Below are 23,315 nucleotides of genomic sequence, written 5' to 3'. Positions count from 1 at the left end.
ATTTCGGTGCATGTCGTACTCGCCGGTGGGGGGACCGCCGGCCACATCGAGCCGGCGCTCGCCCTCGCGGACGCCCTGCGCAGGCAGGACCCGACCGTGGGCATCACCGCCCTGGGCACGGAACGCGGCCTGGAGACGCGCCTGGTGCCCGAACGCGGCTACGAGCTGGGCCTCATCCCGGCCGTACCGCTGCCCCGCAAGCCCACCCCGGAACTGATCACCGTCCCCGGCCGGCTGCGCGGGACCATCAAGGCCGCCGAGGAGATCCTCGTCCGCACCAAGGCCGACGTGGTCGTCGGCTTCGGCGGCTACGTGGCCCTGCCCGGCTACCTCGCCGCCAAGCGGCTCGGCGTGCCGATCATCGTCCACGAGGCCAACGCCCGGCCCGGACTGGCCAACAAGATCGGCTCCCGCTACGCGCACGCCGTCGCCGTCTCCACCCCCGACAGCAAGCTGCGCGGCGCCCGCTACGTGGGCATCCCGCTGCGCCGCGCCATCTCCACCCTCGACCGGGCCGCCGTCCGCCCCGAGGCGCGGGCCGCCTTCGGCCTCGACCCCAACCTCCCGACCCTGCTCGTCTCCGGCGGCTCGCAGGGCGCGCGCCGGCTCAACGAGACCATCCAGCAGGCCGCGCCGACCCTCCAGCGCTCCGGGATCCAGATCCTGCACGCGGTCGGCCCGAAGAACGAACTGCCGCGTGTCGACAACATGCCCGGGATGCCGCCCTATGTCCCGGTATCGTACGTGGACCGGATGGACCTCGCGTACGCCGCCGCCGACATGATGCTGTGCCGCGCGGGCGCGATGACCGTCGCCGAACTCTCCGCCGTCGGACTGCCGGCCGCCTACGTACCGCTGCCCATCGGCAACGGCGAACAGCGGCTCAACGCCCAGCCGGTGGTCAAGGCCGGCGGCGGCCTCCTCGTCGACGACGCGGAACTGACGCCCGACTGGGTGCTCGGCCAGGTCCTCCCGGTGCTGTCCGATCCGCACCGCCTGTACGAGATGTCCCGCGCCGCCGCCGAGTTCGGCCGCCGGGACGCCGACGAGCTCCTCGTCGGACTCGTCCACGAGGCGATCGCGGCCGCACGCGGGTAACCGCTGACCCAGGAGGCGCAGGAGTGGCCGGAGCGACGACGGCACGACGCGGACCGTCCGGCCGGGCGGGCAAGGGCGGCAAGGGCGCGGGCGTGCCCAAACCGCCCCGGCCGCCCAAGTCGCCCAAGGGCACCGGCCCGCGCGGGTCCGGCGGCGGGAGACCGCGCCGGGTCCGCCTGTTGGTGACCCTCGCCGCCGCGGCGCTCCTCGCCGGGGGCGGCACCTGGGCGCTCTACGGCTCCGCCTGGCTGCGCGTGGAGAAGGTCACGGCCTCCGGCACCGAGGTGCTCACCCCCGAGCAGGTCCTCTCCGCCGCGGCCGTGCCCGTCGGCGCGCCCCTGGTCAGCGTCGACACCGACGAGATCGCGAGCCGGGTGCGCACCCGGCTGTCCCGCATCGATTCGGTCGATGTGGTGCGGGCCTGGCCGCACGGGATCGGGCTGAAAGTGACGGAACGCAAACCGGTCCTGCTCATCAAAAAGGGCGCGGACTTCATCGAAGTGGACGCGAGGGGTGTCCGCTTCGACACCGTTGCGAAAGCACCCGTCGGCGTTCCGCTCCTCGAAATGGCCGCGGACCGCTCGCCGAGCGCGCGCCGCTTCGACGAGGAGCGGCTGCTGAGGGAGGCCGTGGGCATCGCGGGAAGCCTCCCCGACGCAGTCGCGAAGGAAACGGTGCAGGTCAAGGTGCGGTCGTTCGACTCGGTCGTACTGGAGCTGACGAAGGGCCGCACCGTGGTGTGGGGGAGCGGCGAACTGGGTGAGGCCAAAGGCCGGGCGCTGAGCGCCCTGCTGAAAGCCGCGCCCAAGGCCGGTCACTTCGACGTGAGCGTTCCCACCGCCCCGGCGGTGTCCGGGAGTTGACGTCGGGTCGAGGCCCGACGCACCCTGGTTGGCCACCGATACGGGTGATCACATAGGGTGAAAAGAAAAACGGGAGGTTCGGCGTGTTCGTTGAACACGCGCTACTTGTCGACTTAGTGTCCTGTTCGGAAGAGTCCAAGGAACAGACACACCTCTAACCCTAAACTTCAGGGTTAGGGTTCGGGTCGGCGCGTAGCGGACCGTCCCACATTTCGGCATCAGTCGTCGCACCGCAGGCCCGCGAGGCGGCGACACGTAACTCGAGGCGAGAGGCCTTCGACGTGGCAGCACCGCAGAACTACCTCGCAGTCATCAAGGTCATCGGTGTCGGCGGCGGTGGTGTCAATGCCATCAACCGAATGATCGAGGTCGGTCTCAAGGGCGTCGAGTTCATCGCCATCAACACCGACGCCCAGGCGCTGTTGATGAGCGACGCCGACGTCAAGCTCGACGTCGGCCGTGAACTCACCCGGGGCCTCGGCGCCGGAGCCAACCCGGCCGTCGGCCGCAAGGCGGCAGAGGACCACCGCGAGGAGATCGAGGAGGTCCTCAAGGGGGCCGACATGGTCTTCGTCACCGCCGGCGAGGGCGGCGGCACCGGCACGGGCGGCGCGCCCGTCGTCGCCAACATCGCGCGCTCGCTCGGCGCCCTGACGATCGGTGTGGTCACCCGCCCGTTCACCTTCGAGGGCCGGCGCCGCGCGAACCAGGCGGAGGACGGCATCGCCGAGCTCCGCGAAGAGGTCGACACCCTCATCGTCATCCCCAACGACCGCCTGCTGTCCATCTCGGACCGCCAGGTCTCGGTCCTCGACGCCTTCAAGTCGGCCGACCAGGTCCTGCTGAGCGGCGTCCAGGGCATCACCGACCTCATCACCACCCCGGGTCTGATCAACCTCGACTTCGCCGACGTCAAGTCCGTGATGTCCGAGGCGGGCTCGGCCCTGATGGGCATCGGCTCCGCCCGCGGCGACGACCGCGCGGTGGCCGCGGCCGAGATGGCGATCTCCTCGCCGCTGCTGGAGGCGTCCATCGACGGCGCCCGCGGCGTGCTGCTCTCCATCTCCGGCGGCTCGGACCTCGGTCTCTTCGAGATCAACGAGGCCGCGCAGCTGGTGAGCGAGGCCGCGCACCCCGAGGCGAACATCATCTTCGGCGCCGTCATCGACGACGCCCTCGGCGACGAGGTCCGCGTCACGGTCATCGCGGCCGGCTTCGACGGCGGCCAGCCCCCGGCCCGCCGGGACAACGTCATCGGCGCCGCGTCCACCAAGCGCGAGGAGCCGGCCCCCGCGCCGGTCCGCGCGCCCGAGCCGGTCCGCCCGGCCTTCGGCGGACTCGGCACCGTGACCCCGCGCGAGGAGCCCCCGGCCCCGGTCGAGCTCCCGGTCGAGGCCGCGCCGGCCCCGCCGCAGGTCCCGACGGCCCGGCCCTACCAGGACAGCCCGGCCGAAGAGCTGGACGTTCCGGACTTCTTGAAGTGACGCTGGAGCAGCATCACGAGAGCGGCGCCCACTTCGCCTTCACCGACCGGTGGGGCGGGGTGAGCGCCGTTCCGTACGAGGAGCTCAATCTCGGCGGCGCGGTCGGCGACGACCCGGCCGCCGTTCGCGCGAACCGGGCGGCGGCCGCGAAGGAACTGGGCATCGACCCGGACCTCGTGGTCTGGATGAACCAGGTGCACGGGCGGGACGTGGCCGTGGTCGACGGGCCCTGGGGCTCCGCCGCCGACATCCCCTCGGTGGACGCGGTGGTGACCGCCCGTCGGGGGCTCGCCCTCGCCGTGCTCACCGCCGACTGCACCCCCGTCCTGCTGGCCGACCCCGTCGCCGGGGTGGCCGGGGCCGCCCACGCCGGGCGGCCCGGGCTGGTCGCCGGGGTGGTGCCCGCCGCCGTCGAGGCGATGGTCGCCCTCGGCGCCGACCCCGCGCGCATCGTCGCCCGTACCGGACCCGCCGTCTGCGGGCACTGCTACGAGGTGCCGGCCGAGATGCGGGAGGCGGTCGCAGGGGTGGTGCCGGCCGCGTGGGCCGAGACCAGCTGGGGGACGCCGGCCGTCGACGTGGTCGCCGGGGTGCACGCCCAGCTCGCGGAGGCGGGGGTGCCGCAAGGCCACCGCTCCCCGGTCTGCACACTGGAGTCGCGGGACCACTTCTCGTACCGCCGCGACCGGGTGACCGGGCGGCTTGCCGGATATGTCTGGTTGGACTGACTGATGACGGATCGTAAGTCCGAGCTCGCGCAGAACCTCGCGCGGGTGGAGGAGCGGATCGCGTCCGCCTGCGCGGCGGCGGGCCGGAAGCGGGACGAGGTGACCCTGATCGTGGTCACCAAGACGTACCCGGCGACCGACGTACGCCTCCTGGCGGACCTGGGGGTCCGTCATGTTGCGGAAAACCGCGACCAGGACGCCGCCCCGAAGGCGGCCGCCTGCGCGGACCTGTCGCTGAACTGGCACTTCGTGGGCCAGTTGCAGACGAACAAGGTCCGTTCGGTGGCCGGATACGCGCAGGTGGTGCAGTCGATCGACCGGCCGAAGCTCGTCACGGCGCTCTCGGCGGCGGCGGTGGCCCACGGCCGGGAGATCGGCTGCCTCGTGCAGATCGCCCTCGACGCCGAGTCGGGCGAGCGCGGGGCCCGGGGTGGTGCCGCGCCCGAGCAGCTGGCCGAGTTGGCGGACCTCGTCGCCGGCGCGCCGGGACTGCGGATCGACGGTCTCATGACCGTCGCCCCGCTCGCCGGGCCTTACGCGGGGCGCGAACAGGCGGCCTTCGAGCGGATGATGGAATTGTCATCCGGCCTGCGCGCGGACCATCCGGCTGCCACGATGGTGTCGGCGGGGATGAGCGCCGACCTGGAACAGGCCGTCCTGGCCGGTGCGACACATGTACGCGTCGGCACTGCGGTACTCGGCGCGAGACCCCGGCTCGGGTAACGTCGCGAAGAAAGTCGGACCACAGCAGAAAATATGGTCATTTCCGCAGATGAGCGGACAGACCACGTGGATCGCGGGCAGTTGGTGACTTTGGTGACACAGCGACACCTGCGACAGGGCGATCCACCACAGAGCGGAGGACTCGGAGAATGGCCGGCGCGATGCGCAAGATGGCGGTCTACCTCGGCCTCGTGGAGGACGACCGGTACGACAACCCGGGGTACGACCCCGATGACGAATTCGAGCCCGAGCCCGAGCCCGAGCGCCCCCGGGAGAGGGAGCGGCGGCAGCAGCCCGTGCACCAATCGCCCGTAACGGACGAACCGGTACGAGCGGTGCAGCCGCCGGCTCCGCGCGAACCCCTCCCAATTCCGTCAGAAAACGGACGTCCTGCGCGAATTGCCCCCGTGGCATCTATCACACCTGACCGCACCAACCTGGAGAAGAACGCCCCCGTGATCATGCCCAAGGTCGTCTCCGAGCGGGAGCCGTACCGCATCACGACGCTGCACCCCCGGACCTACAACGAGGCCCGTACCATCGGGGAACACTTCCGTGAGGGCACTCCGGTGATCATGAATCTCACGGAGATGGACGACACCGACGCGAAGCGTCTGGTCGACTTCGCGGCCGGCCTCGTCTTCGGTCTGCACGGCAGTATTGAACGCGTGACACAGAAGGTGTTCCTGCTGTCGCCTGCTAACGTCGATGTCACGGCGGAGGACAAGGCCCGCATCGCGGAGGGCGGGTTCTTCAACCAAAGCTAGACCGATCCGTCAGATACGGGACCGGGAACAGAGCGGGAAACGGGGAGAGGGAAGCTCGGATGGGCATCGCACTAGACGTGGTCTACTTCGCGCTGTCGTGCTTCCTCATCGTGCTGATCTTCCGGCTGGTCATGGACTACGTGTTCCAGTTCGCGCGTTCATGGGCACCCGGCAAGGCGATGGTGGTCGTTCTGGAGGCCACCTACACTCTTACCGATCCACCGCTCAAGCTTCTTCGGCGGTTCATCCCGCCGTTGCGTCTCGGGGGCGTGGCACTCGACCTGTCCTTCTTCGTTCTGATGATCATCGTTTACATCCTCATCAGCTTCGTAAGAGCCGCTGCGAGCAGCGTGTGAACGATGAGCTCCCCCGCGCCTGCGGGGACAGTCCCGATACGGTCCTGCCGACTGCCGACGACTACGTAGAGGTGAAGAAGACATGCCGCTGACTCCCGAGGACGTGCGGAACAAGCAGTTCACGACCGTCCGCCTGCGTGAAGGCTATGACGAGGACGAGGTCGATGCCTTCCTCGACGAGGTCGAAGCCGAGCTGACGCGTCTACTGCGCGAGAACGAGGACCTGCGCGCCAAGCTGGCCGCCGCCACGCGCGCCGCCGCGCAGAGCCAGCAGCAGGCCAACATGCGCAAGCCGGAGCCCCAGGACCAGCGAGGCCCGGGCGCCCCCGTGCCGGCGGCCATATCCGGCCCGCCGCAGCCGCAGCAGCCGCAGATGGGTCCGCCGCAGCTGCCGGGCGGCCAGCCCCAGCTGCCCCCGGGCCCCGGTGGACACGGTCCGCAGGGTCCGGGCCCGATGGGCGGCCCCATGCAGCAGCAGTCCATGGGCGGCCAGCACCCGATGGCCCCGCAGCAGCAGCAGCAGCAGATGGGCCAGCAGCCCATGCCGCAGCAGATGCAGCAGCAGTCGATGGGCGGCCAGAACCAGCTCGGCCAGCCCATGGGCCAGCAGATGCAGCCCATGGGGCAGCAGATGCAGCCGATGGGCCAGCAGATGCAGCCCATGCAGCAGCCGCAGCTCCCGCAGCAGGGCCCCGGTGGCGACAGCGCCGCCCGCGTCCTGTCGCTCGCGCAGCAGACCGCCGACCAGGCGATCGCGGAGGCCCGCTCCGAGGCCAACAAGATCGTCGGCGAGGCCCGTTCGCGCGCCGAGGGCCTGGAGCGGGACGCCCGTGCCAAGGCCGACGCGCTGGAGCGGGACGCGCAGGAGAAGCACCGCGTCGCGATGGGCTCCCTGGAGTCCGCCCGCGCCACGCTGGAGCGCAAGGTCGAGGACCTGCGGGGCTTCGAGCGCGAGTACCGTACGCGTCTGAAGTCCTACCTGGAGTCGCAGCTGCGCCAGCTGGAGACCCAGGCCGACGACTCCCTGGCCCCGCCGCGCACGCCGGCCGGTCCGGCCCTGCCGCCGTCGCCGTCCCCGTCGATGGCTCCGGCCGGTGCGATGGGCATGGGCGGACCGTCCCCGATGGGCGGACCGTCGCCGATGGGCGGCCCCTCCCCGATGAGCGGTGCGCCGTCCTACGGTGGCCAGCAGCAGATGGCCCCGGCCATGACGCAGCCGATGGCTCCGGTGCGGCCGGTCGCTCCGCAGCCGATGCAGCAGGCGCCGTCGCCCATGCGGGGCTTCCTGATCGACGAGGACGACAACTGACGTAGCCGTCGGCAGTCTCTACGGGCCGGGCCCGGTTCCCCTGAGGGGGACCCGGGCCCGGCCCGTTTTCCGCTGCGCGGGCGCGGAGCGCCACGTGCGCGGGAGAGAACACGAAAGCGGCGCCCCCCCGCACGGGGAGGGCGCCGCTTCGTGGGGGTTACGCCTTGCGGAGGCGGAACGTCAGGGCGAGGGACTCGTCCTCGAAGGGGTCGCCGTACGAGCCGTCGGCCTCGCCGGAGGCGAAGTCCGTCGCGAGGACCTCGTCCGCGATCAGGGCCGCGTGGTCCGTCAGGGCCGTCACGACCTCCGGCGACGCCGAAGACCACCGCAGGGCGATCCGGTCCGCCACGTCGAGGCCGGAGTTCTTCCGGGCCTCCTGGATCAGCCGGATCGCGTCACGGGCGAGACCCGCCAGCCGCAGCTCCGGGGTGATCTCCAGGTCCAGCGCGACGGTCGCGCCGGAGTCCGAGGCCACCGACCAGCCCTCGCGCGGGGTCTCGGTGATGATGACCTCCTCCGGCGTGAGGGTGACCTCCTCACCGTTCACCGTCACGACCGCCGAGCCGGAGCGCAGCGAGAGGGACAGGGCGGCGGCGTCGGCCGCGGCCACGGCCTTCGCCACGTCCTGGACGCCCTTGCCGAACCGCTTGCCCAGCGCCCGGAAGTTCGCCTTCGCCGTCGTGTCCACCAGCGAGCCGCCCACCTCGGAGAGGGAGGCCAGGGAGGAGACGTTCAGCTCCTCCGTGATCTGCGCCTGGAGCTCCGGCGACAGCGCGTCGAAGCCGACCGCGCCGACCAGCGCACGCGACAGCGGCTGGCGGGTCTTGACGCCGGACTCGGCGCGCGTCGCCCGGCCCAGCTCCACCAGACGGCGGACCAGCAGCATCTGCTGCGAGAGGGCCGGGTCGATCAGCGAGGCGTCCGCCGTCGGCCACGTCGACAGGTGCACCGACTCCGGCGCCCCCGGCGTGACCGGGACGACCATGTCCTGCCAGACCCGCTCCGTGATGAAGGGGGTCAGCGGGGCCATGAGCCGGGTGACCGTCTCGACGACCTCGTGCAGCGTCCGCAGCGCGGCCTTGTCGCCCTGCCAGAACCGGCGGCGCGAGCGGCGCACGTACCAGTTGGACAGGTCGTCCACGAACGCGGACAGCAGCTTGCCGGCACGCTGGGTGTCGTACGCCTCCATCGCCTCGGTGACGTCGGAGACGAGGGTGTTCAGCTCGGACAGCAGCCACTTGTCCAGTACCGTGCGGTCCGCCGGCGCCGGGTCGGCCGCCGAGGGGGCCCACTCGGACGTCCGGGCGTACAGGGCCTGGAAGGCGACCGTGTTCCAGTAGGTGAGGAGCGTCTTGCGGACGACCTCCTGGATGGTGCCGTGGCCCACGCGCCGCGCCGCCCACGGGGAGCCGCCGGCCGCCATGAACCAGCGGACCGCGTCCGCGCCGTGCTGGTCCATGAGCGGGATCGGCTGGAGGATGTTGCCCAGGTGCTTGGACATCTTGCGGCCGTCCTCGGCGAGGATGTGGCCCAGGCAGACCACGTTCTCGTACGAGGACTTGTCGAAGACCAGGGTGCCGACCGCCATGAGGGTGTAGAACCACCCGCGGGTCTGGTCGATCGCCTCCGAGATGAACTGCGCCGGGTAGCGCTTCTCGAAGATCTCCTTGTTCTTGTACGGGTAGCCCCACTGCGCGAACGGCATCGAGCCCGAGTCGTACCAGGCGTCGATGACCTCCGGGACGCGGACGGCTTCGAGGGAGCAGCCCTCGGCCGTGCACGTGAAGGTCACGTCGTCGATGTACGGGCGGTGCGGGTCCAGGGCGGAGTGGTCCCGCCCGGACAGCTCGCTCAGCTCGGCGCGGGAGCCGACGCAGGTGAGGTGGTTCTCCTCGCAGCGCCAGATCGGCAGCGGGGTGCCCCAGTACCGGTTGCGGGAGAGCGCCCAGTCGATGTTGTTGTTCAGCCAGTCGCCGAAGCGGCCCTGCTTGACCGACTCGGGGAACCAGTTGGTCTTCTCGTTCTCCCGCAGCATCGCGTCCTTGACGGCGGTGGTGCGGATGTACCACGACGGCTGCGCGTAGTAGAGCAGGGCCGTGTGGCAGCGCCAGCAGTGCGGGTAGCTGTGCTCGTAGGCGATGTGCTTGAAGAGCAGGCCGCGCGCGTCGAGGTCGGCGGTCAGCTTCTCGTCGGCCTTCTTGAAGAAGACGCCGCCGACCAGCGGGACCTCCTCCTCGAAGGTGCCGTCGGCGCGGACCGGGTTCACGACGGGCATGCCGTACGAGCGGCAGACCGCGAGGTCGTCGGCGCCGAAGGCCGGGGCCTGGTGGACCAGACCGGTGCCGTCCTCGGTGGTGACGTACTCGGCGTTGACCACGTAGTGCGCGGCCTCGGGCTCGGGGAACTCGACGAGGGAGAACGGGCGCTCGTAGGTCCAGCGCTCCATCTCCTTGCCGGTGAAGCTCTGGCCGGTGGCCTCCCAGCCCTCGCCGAGCGCCTTCTCCAGCAGCGGCTCGGCGACGACCAGCTTCTCCTCGCCGTTGGTGGCGACCACGTACGTGACCTCGGGGTGCGCGGCCACGGCGGTGTTGGAGACCAGGGTCCAGGGGGTCGTCGTCCACACGACCAGCGCCGCCTCGCCCGCGAGCGGGCCGGAGGTCAGCGGGAAGCGGACGTACACGGAGGGGTCGACGACCGTCTCGTAGCCCTGCGCCAGCTCGTGGTCCGAGAGGCCGGTGCCGCAGCGGGGGCACCAGGGGGCGACGCGGTGGTCCTGGACCAGCAGGCCCTTGTTGAAGATCTCCTTCAGCGACCACCACACGGATTCCACGTACTCGGGGTCCATGGTCCGGTACGCGTCGTCCAGGTCGACCCAGTAGCCCATCCGGGTCGTGAGCTCGGTGAACGCGTCGGTGTGGCGGGTCACGGACTCGCGGCACTTGGCGTTGAACTCGGCGATGCCGTACGCCTCGATGTCCTGCTTGCCGTTGAAGCCGAGCTCCTTCTCGACGGCGAGCTCGACCGGCAGGCCGTGGCAGTCCCAGCCGGCCTTGCGGGCCACGTGGTAGCCGCGCATGGTGCGGAAGCGGGGGAAGACGTCCTTGAAGACGCGGGCCTCGATGTGGTGGGCGCCGGGCATGCCGTTCGCGGTGGGCGGGCCCTCGTAGAAGACCCACTCCGGGCGTCCCTCGGACTGCTCCAGCGTCTTGGCGAAGGTCTTGCTCTCGCGCCAGAAGTCGAGGACGGCGTGTTCGAGGGCGGGCAGGTCGACCTGGGCGGGTACCGGGCGGTACTGCGGCGGTGTGGTCATGAGGCTGAACTCTTCCTCCGGCGGGGTGTCACTTCCGTCCGGAGGGACGAGAGCGTCTGCTGCTCCCGCGGTACCACCCTCCTTGGCCTCCGGACGGGTCCGGCGGCCCCCTCATTGGGGTGCGAAGCCGGTTCTACCGGCCCGACGGGATCCCGTGCGGGCTTTCTTCCGGCGGCTCCGGGGTGATCCTTCACATCGCGCTCGCCCCCGGGCTCTCACCGTCCCCGGGTCGCTCCTGGCTGCGTCCGACGCTACTCGTCCCCATCCATGCCTTTCGCTGCGCCCAGTGTACGGGCCGGGGCGCGGCTCGGCAGACCGGTTTACGGCGGGGCGCGTCGGCCCGGGGGAGGGGCCGGGGTGACCCGGACGGTCCGATGGGCCGTCCGGGGAGCGGCCGGGGCGGGTGGGGCGGATTTACGGGGGCTTCCGCTGGGCACAACGGATGCAGGTTGACCTTGATGGACGCGTGCCCCGTTGCCGTGGGGTCGGAGGCGATTTATCGTTCCGGCACGATTTGGCTAAAAAGGCCACATCCGGTGAAAAGGGGCCGCGGCCATGGTGGCGAAGAAGACGGCGGCCGGGACGGCGCCGGAAAAGGGGGCGCCGGCCGAGAAGGCCGTCGCCGAAAAGACTGCCGCCCGGAAGGCGGCGGCCGCCGGCAAGGCCCCGGCCGGGAAGGCGGCCGCGAAGAAGGCCGTGGCCCAGAAGACGGCGGCCGAGAAGGCGGTCGCCAAAGAGGCGGTCGCCAAGAAGGCCCCGGCCAAGAAGGCGGTCGCGAAGAAGGCCCCGGCCAAGAAGGCGGTCGCGAAGAGGGCCCCGGCCAAGAAGGCGGTCGCGGAGAAGGCCGTGGCCGAGAAGGCGGTCGCGAAGAAGGTACCGGCAGGGAAGGCGGTGGCCGGGAAGGCCGCCGAGGCTCCGGCCCCGAAGGCGCCGGCAGGGAAGACGGCCGCCACCGGTGTGGCGGGCGAGGGGGCGGCCCCGGCCGCGCGGAAGACTGGAGCTCGGAAAGTGGTTGCCAAGAAGACCGCGGGCGCGGCCCGCAAGACGGCCGACGACACCGCCGGCGGGCTCGCGGCCACGGCCCCCGGTGAGCTGGCCGTACGCCCCGGCGAGGAGCCCTGGACCGCCGAGGAGGTCGCGGAGGCCCGTACGGAGCTGCTCTCCGAGGTGATGCGGCTGCGCGTGGAGCTGGAGGCCTCCGAGATGGCCATCTCCGGCCTGATGCGGGACTCCGGCGACGGCGCGGGCGACGACCAGGCCGACACCGGCACCAAGAACATCACCCGGGAGTCCGAGCTGGCCCTCGCCGCGAACGCCACCTCCATGCTGGAGCAGACCGAGCGGGCCCTGGAACGGCTGGAGGCGGGCACCTACGGGCTCTGCGAGAACTGCGGCAAGCCCATCGGGAAGGCCAGGATGCAGGCCTTCCCGCGCGCCACGCTGTGCGTGGACTGCAAGCAGAAGCAGGAACGAAGGCACTAGCCAGGACGTACGCACACTGACGTACTCTCGTGTCCGTCGGGATCGGGCTAGTTCGAGGGACTCACGTGGCAGAGGCGGAGCGCATCATCGGTACGCCGGAGGTCGGGGACGACGCCGAGCCGCAGTCGGAGCCCGCGGCGCCCCGGGGGCGCAGGCGGATCGCCGCGCTGCTCGTGGTGGCGGTGCTGGCGTACCTGCTCGACCTCGGCAGCAAGATGCTGGTCGTGGCCCGGCTGGAGCACCAGCCGCCGATCGAGCTCGTCGGCGACCTGCTGAAGTTCGACGCGATCCGCAACCCCGGCGCGGCCTTCGGCTTCGGTGAGGCCTTCACGATCATCTTCACGGTGATCGCGGCGACCGTGATCGTGGTGATCGTCCGGCTGGCCCGCAAGCTGTACAGCCTGCCGTGGGCGATCGCCCTGGGCCTGCTGCTGGGCGGCGCGCTGGGCAACCTGACCGACCGGATCTTCCGCTCGCCGGGCGTGTTCCGGGGGGCCGTGGTCGACTTCATCGCGCCCGCCCACTTCGCCGTCTTCAACCTCGCCGACTCGGCGATCGTGTGCGGCGGGATCCTGATCGTCCTGCTGTCCTTCAAGGGCCTGGACCCGGACGGCACCGTCCACAAGGACTGACCGCGGGGACGCGCGCGGGAATGGTCTTCCGCCGGGTCCGGCATACTCGACGGGTGAGTACGATTCCCGAGATCCGCACCCTGCCCGTTCCCGATGGCCTGGAAGGCGAGCGCGTCGACGCCGCCATCGCCCGTATGTTCGGTTTTTCCCGGACGAAGGCGGCCGAACTGGCGGCGGAGGGGAAGGTCTCGGTCGACGGCAGCGTCGTCGGCAAGTCCGAGCGCGTGCACGGCGGCGCCTGGCTGGAGGTCGAGATGCCGGCCCCGCCGCGGCCCGTCGAGCTGGTGGCCGAGCCGGTGCCCGGCATGGAGATCATCCACGACGACGACGACGTCGTGGTCATCATGAAGCCGGTCGGCGTCGCCGCCCACCCGAGCCCCGGCTGGACCGGCACCACCGTCATCGGCGGCCTCGCCGCGGCCGGCTACCGGATCTCCACCTCCGGCGCGTCCGAGCGGCAGGGCATCGTGCACCGCCTCGACGTCGGCACCTCGGGCCTGATGGCCGTGGCCAAGTCGGAGCGGGCGTACACCTCGCTGAAGAACCAGTTCCGCGAGCGGGTCGTGGACAAGCGCTACCACGCGCTGGTGCAGGGGCACCCGGACCCGATGAGCGGCACCATCGACGCGCCGATCGGGCGGCACCCCAGCGCGGACTACAAGTGGGCGGTGACCCAGGACGGCAAGGCGTCGGTCACGCACTACGACCTCATCGAGGCGTTCCGGGCGGCTTCGCTGCTGGACATCAAGCTGGAGACGGGGCGTACGCACCAGATCCGCGTGCACATGTCGGCGCACCGGCACCCCTGCGTGGGCGACCTGACGTACGGGGCGGACCCGACGGTCGCCAAGCGGCTGGGGCTCACGCGGCAGTGGCTGCACGCCGTGCGGCTCGGGTTCGAGCACCCGGCCGACGGGCAGTGGGTGGAGTTCGAGAGCGGCTACCCCGCCGACCTCCAGCACGCCCTCGACGTCATCCGCGCCGAAAGCCAGTAGCGGTCCCGGCGGGGTGCGCTTCCCGGGGGCTCCGCCCCCGGACCCCCGCGCCTCAAACGCCGGCGAGGCTGTTTACGGCAGGGTGGACGGGTGGATCAGCTCGCTCTGCTCTTCGTGCTGCTGCTCGGGGCCGTCGTCACCGTTCCCCTCGGGGACCGGCTGGGGCTGCCCGCGCCCGTGCTGATGACCCTCGGCGGGGTCGCGCTGGCACTGGTGCCGGCCGTGCCCAACGTGGACATCCCGCCCGAGTACATCCTTCCGCTGCTGCTGCCGCCCCTGCTGTACGCCTCGGCGCAGCGCACCTCCTGGCGGCAGTTCGCGGCCAACGTCCGGCCGATCCTGCTGCTGGCCGTGGCGCTGGTCTTCGTGACCACCGCCGCCGTCGCGGCCGTCGCGAACGCCGTCGTCCCCGGGCTGCCCCTGGCGGCGGCCGTCGCGCTCGGCGCGCTCGTCGCCCCGCCCGACCCCGTCGCGGCCACCGCCGTGGCCGGGTCGCTCGGGCTGCCGCGCCGCATGGTGTCGATCCTGGAGGGCGAGGGGCTCTTCAACGACGTCACCGCCATCGTCCTGTACCACGTGGCCATCGGCGCCGCGGTGAGCGGCAGCTTCTCCTGGCCCGGCGCGCTCGGGGAGTTCGTGCTGTCCGCCGTCGTGGCGGTGGCCGTCGGGCTCGCGCTCGGCTGGGCCACGAACCGGCTGATGGGCCGGCTCGGTGACGCCACCCTCCAGATCGGGCTGACGGTGCTGGTGCCGTTCGTCTCGTACGTGGTCGCCGAGGAGCTGCGGGGTTCGGGGGTGCTGGCCGTGCTGACCACCGCCCTGTTCCTCGCCGAGTACGCCACCGACGCCGACGACGTGCTGGGCCGGCTGGCCGGGCACACCTTCTGGGAGGTCATCGACGTCCTCGTCACCGGCGTGGCCTTCGGGCTGATCGGGCTGGAGCTGCACAACGTCTTCGGCGTCGCGAAGGGCCGCGAGTGGGAGATGGCCGGCTGGGCGGCGGCCGTGGTCGCGGTGGTGGTCGCCGTACGGCTGGCGTGGCTGCTGCCGGCGGGCTGGCTGGCGAAGAGGCTGCACGGCCGGCGCGACTACGACGAGGAGATCCCGCTGAGCTGGCGGGAGAGCGTGGTCATGTGGTGGGCGGGGATGCGCGGGGTGGCCTCCGTGGCCCTGGCCCTGGCCGTCCCGCTGCGGACGGACGCCGGGGCGCCCTTCCCGGACCGGGACGAGATCGTCTTCATCGCCTTCGCCGTGATCATGGCGACCCTGGTGTTCCAGGGGCTGACCCTGCCCTGGCTGGTGCGGCGGCTGGGGGTGGAGGCCGACACGGACGCCGAACGGGACACCGAGCGGGCGCTCGCGCTGCGCGCGGCGAAGGCGGCGAAGCGGCGGCTCAGGGAGATCGAGGAGGTCGAGGACCTCCCGGAGGACCTGGTCGAGGTCCTGTACCGGCGCGCCTACGACGTGGGGGCGAGGATCAGCCCGGACCTGGTCGACGAGGAGCGGCGGGAGGCGTACGCGAAGCGGGTCGAGCGGATCCGCCAGGTCCAGCGGATCCAGCGCGAGATGATGTCCGCCGCCCGCCACGAGGTGCTGTCGGCCCGCAGCGAGCCGGGCGCCGACCCGGAGATCGTCGACCGGGTCCTGCGCCACCTGGACGTCCGCAGCCTGCGCAGTGCGTAGCCGTCAGGCCCGTGGCGGGGCCTCCGCCGTGGTGACGCGGGGGAGGGCGTACGGGTGCTCCGCCGCCAGCCAGGTGATCAGCCGCTCGCGGACCGCGCAGCGCAGGGTCCACAGGTCGTCGGCGTCCTTCGCGGTGACCACCGCGCGGACCAGGATCGTGTTCGGTGTGGTGTCCGTCACGGCCAGGCCGCCCGTGCGGCCGTCCCACTCGGGGATGTCCTTGAGGAGTTCGGCGAGTTTGTCCCGCATCAGCGCGACGGGCGCCGAGTGGTCCAGGTGCCAGAAGACGGTGCCGGTCATCTGGGCGCCGCCGCGCGACCAGTTCTCGTACGGCTTGCTCGTGAAGTACGAGACGGGCATCGTGATCCGGCGCTCGTCCCAGGTGCGGACCACCAGGAACGTCAGGGTGATCTCCTCGACCTTGCCCCACTCCTTGTCCACGACGACCGTGTCGCCGATGCGGACGGTGTCGCCGAAGGCGATCTGGAGTCCGGCGAAGAGGTTGCCGAGGGAGGCCTGGGCGGCGATGCCGGCCACGATGCCGAGGACCCCGGCCGAGGCCAGCACGGAGGCGCCGACGGTGCGCATCGCGGGGAAGGTCAGCAGCATCGCGGCGGCGGCGACCAGGACGGCCACGGCCGTGAGCGCCCGCTGGATCAGCGTGACCTGGGTCCGCACGCGCCGCACCCGGGGGTCGTCCGGCGCGGAGGCGGCGTAGCGGGCGTACGCGGAGTCGACGACCGCGGTGGCGATGCGGACGAGCAGCCAGGCCGTCGAGGCGATCTGGACCAGGGTCAGGACGTGGCCCACGGCGGCCGCGTGGCCGGGGAGGAGGCGCGCGGGCCGGTACGCGGCCTGGAGCGCGGCCGTGGCCAGGACCAGCCGGAAGGGCGGGCCGCAGCGGCGCAGCAGCCCCCACAGCGGGGTCTCGGTGTGCCGGGCGTCGGCCTGGCGCAGCAGCAGGTCCAGCAGCCAGGCGGCGAGCAGGGTGAGGATGAGTACGGCGCAGACGGCGGTGGCGGGACGCAGGACGTTCTCCATCTCCATGCGGGAGAACCTATCCCCGGGGCGGCGCCGGACTCCGGCCTTTGCGATCCAATGGCACGATGGGACGCATGAACATCATGCTCTTCCACTCGACGTACGGGCTGCGGCCCGCGGTGCACGCGGCGGCCGACCGGCTGCGCGGCGCCGGACACCGGGTGCAGGTGCCCGACCTCTTCGAGGGCCGTACGTTCGAGACGTTCGAGGAGGGCGTGGCCCACCTGGAGGAGGTCGGCCGCGACGAGCTGCTCAAGCGTGCGGTGCTGGCCTCCGCGCCCTTCTCCGACGAGGGCCTGGTCTACGCCGGTTTCGACTTCGGCGGCTCGGTCGCCCAGCACCTGGCGCTGGCCGACGACAAGGCGCGCGGGCTGCTGCTCCTGCACGGCACGGCGGACCTGGAGGACGGCACGTCGGCCGACGAACTGCCGGTGCAGCTGCACATGGCGGACCCGGATCCCTTCGAGACGCACGACTGGCTGACCGCCTGGTACCTGCGGATGCGGCGGGCCGGGGCGGACGTGGAGATCCACAGCTACCCGGGTGCCGGCCACCTGTTCACGGACCCGGACCTGGACGACTACGACGGGGACGCCGCCGAGGAGGTCTGGCGGATCGCGCTGGCCTTCCTCGACAGCCTGTAGGGGGACGCGGTACAGCGGGCAGGGCCCGGCGCTCGGTGCGCCGGGCCCTGCCGTGTGTGGAGCGGTGCGCGCGATCAGGCGCGGTAGGCGGTCCACATGCTCTTCATGCGCGCCACCTGGCCGGCGGTGAACTGGTACATGCACGAGTCGTACGTGTAGTCCATGAAGTTGTGGATCGGGTCCACGCCCGCCTTGGTGGTGCAGGAGTCACGGCCGGTCGGGCACTCGAAGGCCGCGCTCTTCTCGGCCGGGGTGTCGGAGACGGAGTCGCCGCTGCCCGAGCAGCCGCCCTGGAAGGTGTGGTACAGGCCCATCCAGTGGCCGACCTCGTGGGTGGCGGTGTCGCCCTCGTTGTAGTTGGCGGCGGAGCCGCCGGGCAGCGAGGAGTTGAGGATGACGACGCCGTCCATCGAGGGGGCGGAGGCGTAGGAGCTCGGGAAGGTGGCCCAGCCGAGGAGGCCGCCGCCGAGGTTGGCGGTGTAGAGGTTGAGCGCGTTCTTGCCGCCCTTGCGCAGGGCGGTCTTCATGTCCTTCTCGGCCTGGGTGCCGTCCGAGACGTTGTACCAGGCGTCGTTGTCGGTGTAGTCGGTTCCGGCCAGCGAGAACTGGTAGCCGGAGTCGACGTTGCCGTTGCCCTGGCCGCTGTAGGCGGCGTTCAGGACGTTGATCTGGTTGTTGATGTCCGTGGCGGTCAGCTTGCCGGCGGTGCCGGAGGTGATCACGTGGACGTACACCGGGATGGTGGTGACGGCGGCCAGGGAGGTGACGCCCTCGCGCGCGCCGTAGACCTGCTGCGGCGACAGCTGCATCTGGCTGAGCTTCTTCTTGAGGTCCGCGTCCATGGCCTTGGTCTGGGACTCGGACAGCTCGTTGGGCTCGGCCGCGTGGTCGGCCTTGGGCTTGGCGACGCGGGCGTTGGCAGGGGCGGAGCCCTGCTGGGCACAGGCCTCGGCACCGGTCTTGGGGGCTGCGGTGGCGACCGTGGTGGGGGCGGTCAGCGGGGCGAAGGCCAGGGTGGAGGCCAGGACGGCCGTACCCATGAGGCGGCGGCGGAGAAGGGGGGATATGCGGGCAGCGGCGCGCACGGTGACTCCTCGGCAAGCGTGGTGGGGGGTGAGGTATTTCCTCACGCTGGCCGGAAGTTTATGTGTGCATGTCATTCATTCCGCAAGTACCCGGAAGTTAAAGATTTGTTGCCTGCGGTACATCCGGGGCTCCTGGTCTGCACCAGGAGCCCCGTCACGCAGCAGATTTGACGGTGTATCAGGTGATTCAGCGGACGGGCTGGTCGACCCGCTCCACCTTCTGCGTCCCGTTCAGCGTGCGGTACGAGCGGGCCCAGGACGAGGTCGCGTCCTGGCGCCGCTTGTCCGAAACCACGTAGTAGTCCATCTGCGAGCGCTCGGACGTCACGTCCAGGACGCCGTATCCGTGCGAGTCCATGTCCAGCCACTTCACGTGCCAGTTGGCGGCCTTGATGGCCGATTCCGCCACGACCGAGACCGTGTGCGGCAGTACGTGCAGTGTGTCGTCTATGTTGTCGGAGGTCACCGAGGTGACCACGAACTCGGTGCCCACCGTGCCCGAACCCGGGTAGGTGGCCATGTTCACCGGGACGTCGTTCGCCCAGGCCATGTGGATGTCTCCGGTCAGGAACACCGTGTTCTTGATGTTCCGGTCCTTCAAGTGGCCCAGGAGTTCCTTGCGATCGTCCGTGTAGCCGTCCCACTGGTCCGTGTTGACCGCGAGCCCGCCGTCGGGCAGGCCCAGCAGGTGCGTGAGCGGCTGCAGCAGGTGCGCGGGCAGGGAGCCGAAGGCCACCGGGGAGATCATCACCGAGGTGCCGACCAGCTTCCACGTCGCCGTCGAGGCCGCCAGCCCGGCCTTGAGCCAGTCCAGCTGCGCCCGCCCGGTGATGGTGCGCTCCGGGTCGTCCACCGCGCCGCTGCCGGCCTTGGCCTGTTCCGAGCGGAAGGAGCGCAGGTCCAGCAGGTGCAGGTCGGCCAGGCTGCCGAAGCGCAGGCGACGGTACACGGTACCGGCGATGGAGGTGCGCACGGGCATCCACTCGAAGTACGCCTGCTTGGCCGCGGCCGCGCGGGCCGCCCAGTCGCCCTCGGTCCCCGGGGTGTGGTTGTTCGCGCCGCCCGACCAGGCGTTGTCGGCGAACTCGTGGTCGTCCCAGATGGCCACGATGGGGTGGGCCGCGTGCATCGCCTGGGTGTCGCGGTCCGTCTTGTACTGGCCGTGCCGGGTCCGGTAGTCGGCCAGCGTGATGATCTCGTTCTTCGGCTCGTGCTGGCGTACGACGTACTTCGCGGCCGGGTACTCGCCGGTCTTGTACTCGTAGATGTAGTCACCCAGGTGCAGGACCGCGTCCAGGTCGGTGCGGGCGGCCAGGTGCCGGTACGCCGAGAAGTAGCCGGACTCCCAGTTGGAGCAGGAGACCACGCCGAAGCGCACGCCCGGGGTGGCCGCGTCGGCCGCCGGGGCGGTGAGGGTGCGGGCGACCGGCGAGACGGCGGCGCCGGCGGTGAAGCGGTACCAGTACGGGGTGTGCGGGCGCAGGCCGCGCACGTCCGCCTTGACGGTGTGGTCGGAGGCGGCGCTCGCGGTGACGGAACCACGTGCGACGACGCTGGAGAAGGCCTTGTCCTCGGCCACCTCCCAGCCCACCACCGTGTCCGGGCCCACCCCGGAGCCGGGCACGGCCTCGGGGACGGGGGTGACACGGGTCCACAGCAGGACGCCGTCGGGCAGCGGGTCGCCGGAGGCGACGCCGTGCAGGAAGGCGGGGGCGGACTCGGCGGCCCGGGCGGTGGAGGCACCCAGGGCGATCGGCGCGAGGGCCGCCGTGGCCGCGGCGGCCAGGACGACCGTGCGGCGGCGCGGGCTGGCCGCGCCCGCGGCGGAACCCGCCGCAGGGGAAAGGGGGGTGAGATGACTGGTCACGGGTGGTCATATTACTGATCGGTATGTGGCCGGGAACAGTCACTGAACGACAACGGGCGGGCGAACTTTGAGAGTTCGCCCGCCCGTTTCGGCGGTAATGCGGAGTAAGGGCGGCCCGGCGGCCGGATCAGCCGGCGATCGCCTTGTCGATCGCCGCGGTGAACGCCTCCGGGGTGGCCGGCGTGTCGATCTTCTTGCCGTCCATCTTGAGCGTCGGGGTGCCCGTCACGCCGGACTTGTTGAAGGCGCTCGACATGTCCATCGCCCACCGGTCGTAGGTGCCGTCCTCGACGGCCTTCTTGAACTCGGCGTTCCCCTTGAGCGCCGGGACGGTGTCCGCGACCTTGATGAGGTACTCGTCCTTCGCGAAGCTGTCGACGGTCTCGTCGGGGTGCAGCGCCTTGGAGTAGAGGGCGGCCTTGTAGTCGAGGAAGGCCTCGGGGCTCACGTTCAGCGCCGCGCCCAGCGCGCTGAGCGCGTTCTTCGAGCCCACGCCCTTGGCGCCGTTGTCGATGAAGGTGGCGCCGTGGAAGCTGAGCTTGAACTTGCCGGCGTCGACGTCCTTGCGGACCTGGTCGCCGACCGTCTGCTCGAAGGCGGCGCAGGCGGGGCAGCGCGGGTCCTCGTAGAGGTCGAGGGTCTTCTTCGCCTCGGGCTTGCCGATGACCACGGTCAGGCCGTCCGCGCCCTCGGTGTTCTTCGGCTTGACCAGGGTGGCCTCGGCGGCCTTCTCCCAGTAGCCGGGCTGGCTGGACTGCACGACCGCGTAGCCGATGCCGCCGGCCAGCGCGAGCGCCGCGACGACGCCGCCGGCCACGAACACCTGGCGGCGGGCCTTGTCCTTCTTGGCCTGCTTCTCGCGCTCGACGCGCAGCTTCTCGCGGGCGGCGGCCTTGTTCTGCTGGCTGTTGCGTGCACTCATGGTGATCTCCGGGGAGGTGGAAAAGGGGGGACTGTCCGGTACGTACGGGTCAGACGCACAGATGCGTCGCCGTCCGTACGGGAGGTCCCCGCCGGCCCACGGAGTGCGCGGGGAAGCGGGTACGGGCCACGGCGCCGGACCGCCGCGGGCGCAGCGCCCGCCGGGTCCGGCCGGGGGCCGCCGCCACCGAGGCCGCCGCCAGCAGCAGCGGCCGGAAGGCGAGGGCGGCGACGGCCCGCAGCAGCCGTCCCAGGGCCCGCTCGCCGTGACGCAGCCAGGCGGCGGCGAGCAGCCCGACTCCGACGTGCGCGCCGAGCAGCAGCCAGGGCGTCCACGGCCCGGGCGCGGCCGGCAGCGCGGCCGGGTCGCCGGCGGGGCCGGTCACCTCGGCCAGCGGCCCGCCCACCGGGGTCCCGCCGCACAGGCCGTCCAGGCCCAGCGCGTGCAGCGGGCCGGAGACCGGCCCGCCGGAGGGGCCGTAGCAGACGCGCTGCCCGGCGGTGAAGACGGTGTCGGCCGTCAGCTCCAGCGGGACCAGCAGCCCGGCGATCGCGCCGAAGCCGCGCTCGCGGCCGGCGAGGACGTAGGCGATCGCGAAGACCCCGGCGAAGGCCCCGCCCAGCAGCGCGGGCGGCATGGGCACCCGGGACAGGAGCACGTGGGAGCCGGCCGAGAGCAGCACGACGAGCGCGCTGAACAGCGCGGCCCGCAGCCCCCGGATTCCCGCCCCTGATATGTCCATCGCCGCGAGTCTGCCATGACTTCCTGTGAGGGCGGGGGGACGGGGTGCCTTGTCGGCCAGGATCCGCGGCCGGGCCCGACGGACCGGGGCCACGGACCGGGCCGACGGACCGAGCCCGGAGGGCCTACGAGGTGATCCGGCCGTTGCGGAACAGGTCCACGAAGATCTGGTGGTCCGCGCGGGCCCGGGCCCCGTAGGCGTGGGCGAAGTCGACCAGGAGCTTGGGGAAGCCCTCCTCGTCGGCGGCGATGGCCGCGTCGATGGCGCGCTCGGTGGAGAAGGGGACCAGGGACTGGCCGCTCTCCGCCTCGTCGGCCGAGGCGTGCATGGTGGCCGTGGCCCGGCCGAGGTCCGCGACCACCGCCGCGATCTCCTCCGGGTCGTCCAGGTCCGACCAGTCCAGGTCCACCGCGTACGGGGAGACCTCCGCGACCAGCTGCCCGGCGCCGTCCAGCTCGGTCCAGCCCAGCCACGGGTCGGCGTGCGCCTGGAGGGCCCGCTGGGAGATCACCGTGCGGTGGCCCTCGTGCTGGAAGTACTCGCGGACCGCCCGGTCGGTGATGTGCCGGGAGACGGCCGGGGTCTGCGCCTGCTTGAGGTAGATCACGACGTCGTTCTCCAGGGCGTCGCTGTGCCCCTCCAGCAGGATGTTGTACGAGGGCAGCCCGGCCGAGCCGATGCCCACGCCCCGGCGGCCCACCACGTCCTTGACCCGGTAGGAGTCCGGGCGCACCAGGGACTCCTCGGGGAGGGTCTCCAGGTAGCCGTCGAAGGCGGCCAGCACCTTGTAGCGGGTGGCCGCGTCCAGCTCGATCGCCCCGCCGCCCTCGGAGAAGCGGCGCTCGTGGTCGCGGATCTCGGTCATCGAGTCCAGCAGGGAGAAGCGGGTGCGGGAGCGGGCGTCGCGCAGGGCGTCCAGCAGGGGGCCCTCGGCGGTGTCCAGGGTGAAGGAGGGCACTTCCTCGTTCTTGGCGCCGGTGGCCAGCTGGTGGATGCGCTCGCGGTAGGCGGCCGCGTAGGTGCGCACCAGGGAGCTGATCTGCTCGTCGCTGAGCGCCTTGGTGTAGCCGATCAGGGCGACGGAGGCGGCGAAGCGCTTGAGGTCCCAGGTGAAGGGGCCGACGTACGCCTCGTCGAAGTCGTTGACGTTGAAGATCAGCCGGCCGTTGGAGTCCATGTACGTGCCGAAGTTCTCGGCGTGGAGATCGCCGTGGATCCAGACCCGGCCGGTGCGCTCGTCCAGGTAGGGGCCGCCGTGGCGGTCGCGCTCCAGGTCGGCGTAGAAGAGGCAGGCCGTGCCCCGGTAGAAGGCGAAGGCCGAGGCCGCCATCTTCCGGAACTTGACCTGGAAGGCGGCGGGGTCGGCGGCGAGCAGCTCACCGAAAGCGGTGTCGAACACATCGAGTATCTGCTCGGCGCGCTGCTCGTCGGTCGTCTCGGGAACCGCCATGGCGGATGCCTCCTGGTGCACGGGGTGGTACGGGTTCTGACCGACTGGACGTCGGACGTGTGTTCCTGGTTCTGCAACGCCCGACCGTATCTCCGCGTGCCCCGGATCTGTCACCCGCGGGACGTAGGATTCAT

General features: G+C 71.5%; 20 protein-coding genes. 13 read left to right on the top strand and 7 right to left on the bottom strand.

Annotated features, from left to right (window positions below; all coding sequences use genetic code 11):
- Window positions 1-6: 6 nt before the first annotated feature.
- The 8 genes from murG (at window position 7) to ABT403_RS25380 (ending at window position 7,328) form a co-directional block, all read left to right on the top strand.
- Window positions 7-1,098 (top strand): undecaprenyldiphospho-muramoylpentapeptide beta-N-acetylglucosaminyltransferase, encoded by a 1,092-nt coding sequence (murG, locus tag ABT403_RS25415; RefSeq protein ID WP_344153992.1) that lies wholly within the window; start codon window positions 7-9, stop codon window positions 1,096-1,098.
- Window positions 1,099-1,121: 23 nt separating this feature from the next.
- Complete coding sequence (locus ABT403_RS25410; protein ID WP_344153995.1) at window positions 1,122-1,961, top strand: cell division protein FtsQ/DivIB; 840 nt, start codon at window positions 1,122-1,124, stop codon at window positions 1,959-1,961.
- 281 nt (window positions 1,962-2,242) lie between these two features.
- Entirely contained in the window at window positions 2,243-3,445 is a 1,203-nt protein-coding gene (gene ftsZ / locus ABT403_RS25405) for a cell division protein FtsZ (protein ID WP_045949549.1), read from the top strand.
- On the top strand, window positions 3,442-4,173 hold the full coding sequence (pgeF, locus tag ABT403_RS25400; protein ID WP_344154005.1) for a peptidoglycan editing factor PgeF: 732 nt from the start codon (window positions 3,442-3,444) through the stop codon (window positions 4,171-4,173). The genes ftsZ and pgeF overlap by 4 nt, the downstream gene beginning before the upstream one ends.
- 3 nt (window positions 4,174-4,176) lie before the next feature.
- A complete protein-coding gene (locus tag ABT403_RS25395) occupies window positions 4,177-4,896 on the top strand; it encodes a YggS family pyridoxal phosphate-dependent enzyme (RefSeq protein ID WP_344154008.1) in 720 nt (239 codons plus the stop codon).
- Between the two features lie 149 nt (window positions 4,897-5,045).
- Complete coding sequence (locus ABT403_RS25390; protein WP_045949551.1) at window positions 5,046-5,663, top strand: cell division protein SepF; 618 nt, start codon at window positions 5,046-5,048, stop codon at window positions 5,661-5,663.
- Window positions 5,664-5,722: 59 nt separating this feature from the next.
- Window positions 5,723-6,019: a YggT family protein gene (locus tag ABT403_RS25385; RefSeq protein WP_344154013.1), complete on the top strand. Its 297-nt coding sequence runs from the start codon at window positions 5,723-5,725 to the stop codon at window positions 6,017-6,019.
- Window positions 6,020-6,101: 82 nt separating this feature from the next.
- Window positions 6,102-7,328: a DivIVA domain-containing protein gene (locus ABT403_RS25380; RefSeq protein ID WP_344154015.1), complete on the top strand. Its 1,227-nt coding sequence runs from the start codon at window positions 6,102-6,104 to the stop codon at window positions 7,326-7,328.
- Between the two features lie 157 nt (window positions 7,329-7,485).
- Here the strand turns inward: ABT403_RS25380 and ileS are convergent, their stop codons facing one another.
- Window positions 7,486-10,638, bottom strand: a complete 3,153-nt coding sequence (gene ileS / locus ABT403_RS25375) for an isoleucine--tRNA ligase (protein ID WP_344154018.1) — start codon at window positions 10,636-10,638, stop codon at window positions 7,486-7,488.
- Window positions 10,639-11,193: 555 nt separating this feature from the next.
- Here ileS and ABT403_RS25370 point away from each other — a divergent pair.
- The 4 genes from ABT403_RS25370 (at window position 11,194) to ABT403_RS25355 (ending at window position 15,430) form a co-directional block, all read left to right on the top strand.
- Window positions 11,194-12,120, top strand: coding sequence for a TraR/DksA family transcriptional regulator (locus ABT403_RS25370; RefSeq protein WP_344154021.1), 927 nt, complete (start codon window positions 11,194-11,196; stop codon window positions 12,118-12,120).
- A gap of 65 nt (window positions 12,121-12,185) precedes the next feature.
- On the top strand, window positions 12,186-12,752 hold the full coding sequence (gene lspA, locus ABT403_RS25365; protein ID WP_344154024.1) for a signal peptidase II: 567 nt from the start codon (window positions 12,186-12,188) through the stop codon (window positions 12,750-12,752).
- Between the two features lie 53 nt (window positions 12,753-12,805).
- Complete coding sequence (locus ABT403_RS25360; protein WP_007263598.1) at window positions 12,806-13,747, top strand: RluA family pseudouridine synthase; 942 nt, start codon at window positions 12,806-12,808, stop codon at window positions 13,745-13,747.
- 90 nt (window positions 13,748-13,837) lie between these two features.
- Window positions 13,838-15,430 carry a Na+/H+ antiporter gene (locus ABT403_RS25355; RefSeq protein WP_344154030.1) on the top strand — a complete coding sequence of 531 codons (1,593 nt, stop codon included), beginning with the start codon at window positions 13,838-13,840 and terminating at the stop codon, window positions 15,428-15,430.
- Between the two features lie 3 nt (window positions 15,431-15,433).
- Here the strand turns inward: ABT403_RS25355 and ABT403_RS25350 are convergent, their stop codons facing one another.
- Window positions 15,434-16,471, bottom strand: coding sequence for a mechanosensitive ion channel family protein (locus tag ABT403_RS25350; protein ID WP_344154841.1), 1,038 nt, complete (start codon window positions 16,469-16,471; stop codon window positions 15,434-15,436).
- Between the two features lie 65 nt (window positions 16,472-16,536).
- Here ABT403_RS25350 and ABT403_RS25345 point away from each other — a divergent pair, with 65 nt between their 5' ends.
- Window positions 16,537-17,115, top strand: a complete 579-nt coding sequence (locus ABT403_RS25345) for a dienelactone hydrolase family protein (protein ID WP_344154033.1) — start codon at window positions 16,537-16,539, stop codon at window positions 17,113-17,115.
- 74 nt (window positions 17,116-17,189) lie between these two features.
- Here ABT403_RS25345 and ABT403_RS25340 read toward each other — a convergent pair whose 3' ends face one another.
- From ABT403_RS25340 to ABT403_RS25320, 5 genes are all read right to left on the bottom strand, one after another.
- Window positions 17,190-18,155, bottom strand: coding sequence for a zinc metalloprotease (locus tag ABT403_RS25340; RefSeq protein WP_344154844.1), 966 nt, complete (start codon window positions 18,153-18,155; stop codon window positions 17,190-17,192).
- A gap of 232 nt (window positions 18,156-18,387) precedes the next feature.
- Window positions 18,388-20,067, bottom strand: a complete 1,680-nt coding sequence (locus ABT403_RS25335) for an alkaline phosphatase D family protein (protein WP_344154036.1) — start codon at window positions 20,065-20,067, stop codon at window positions 18,388-18,390.
- 127 nt (window positions 20,068-20,194) lie between these two features.
- Window positions 20,195-20,989, bottom strand: coding sequence for a DsbA family protein (locus tag ABT403_RS25330; RefSeq protein ID WP_344154039.1), 795 nt, complete (start codon window positions 20,987-20,989; stop codon window positions 20,195-20,197).
- Between the two features lie 49 nt (window positions 20,990-21,038).
- Window positions 21,039-21,731 carry a hypothetical protein gene (locus ABT403_RS25325; protein WP_344154042.1) on the bottom strand — a complete coding sequence of 231 codons (693 nt, stop codon included), beginning with the start codon at window positions 21,729-21,731 and terminating at the stop codon, window positions 21,039-21,041.
- A 124-nt stretch (window positions 21,732-21,855) separates the two neighbouring features.
- Window positions 21,856-23,181, bottom strand: a complete 1,326-nt coding sequence (locus ABT403_RS25320; RefSeq protein ID WP_344154045.1) for a DUF2252 domain-containing protein — start codon at window positions 23,179-23,181, stop codon at window positions 21,856-21,858.
- Window positions 23,182-23,315: the final 134 nt, after the last annotated feature.

Source organism: Streptomyces sp. NPDC000075 (genome assembly GCF_040301925.1).
Taxonomy (GTDB): Bacteria; Actinomycetota; Actinomycetes; order Streptomycetales; family Streptomycetaceae; genus Streptomyces; species Streptomyces polychromogenes.
The sequence above is the reverse complement of the archived record's forward strand: the minus strand, read 5'-3'. Positions and strand labels throughout refer to the sequence as shown.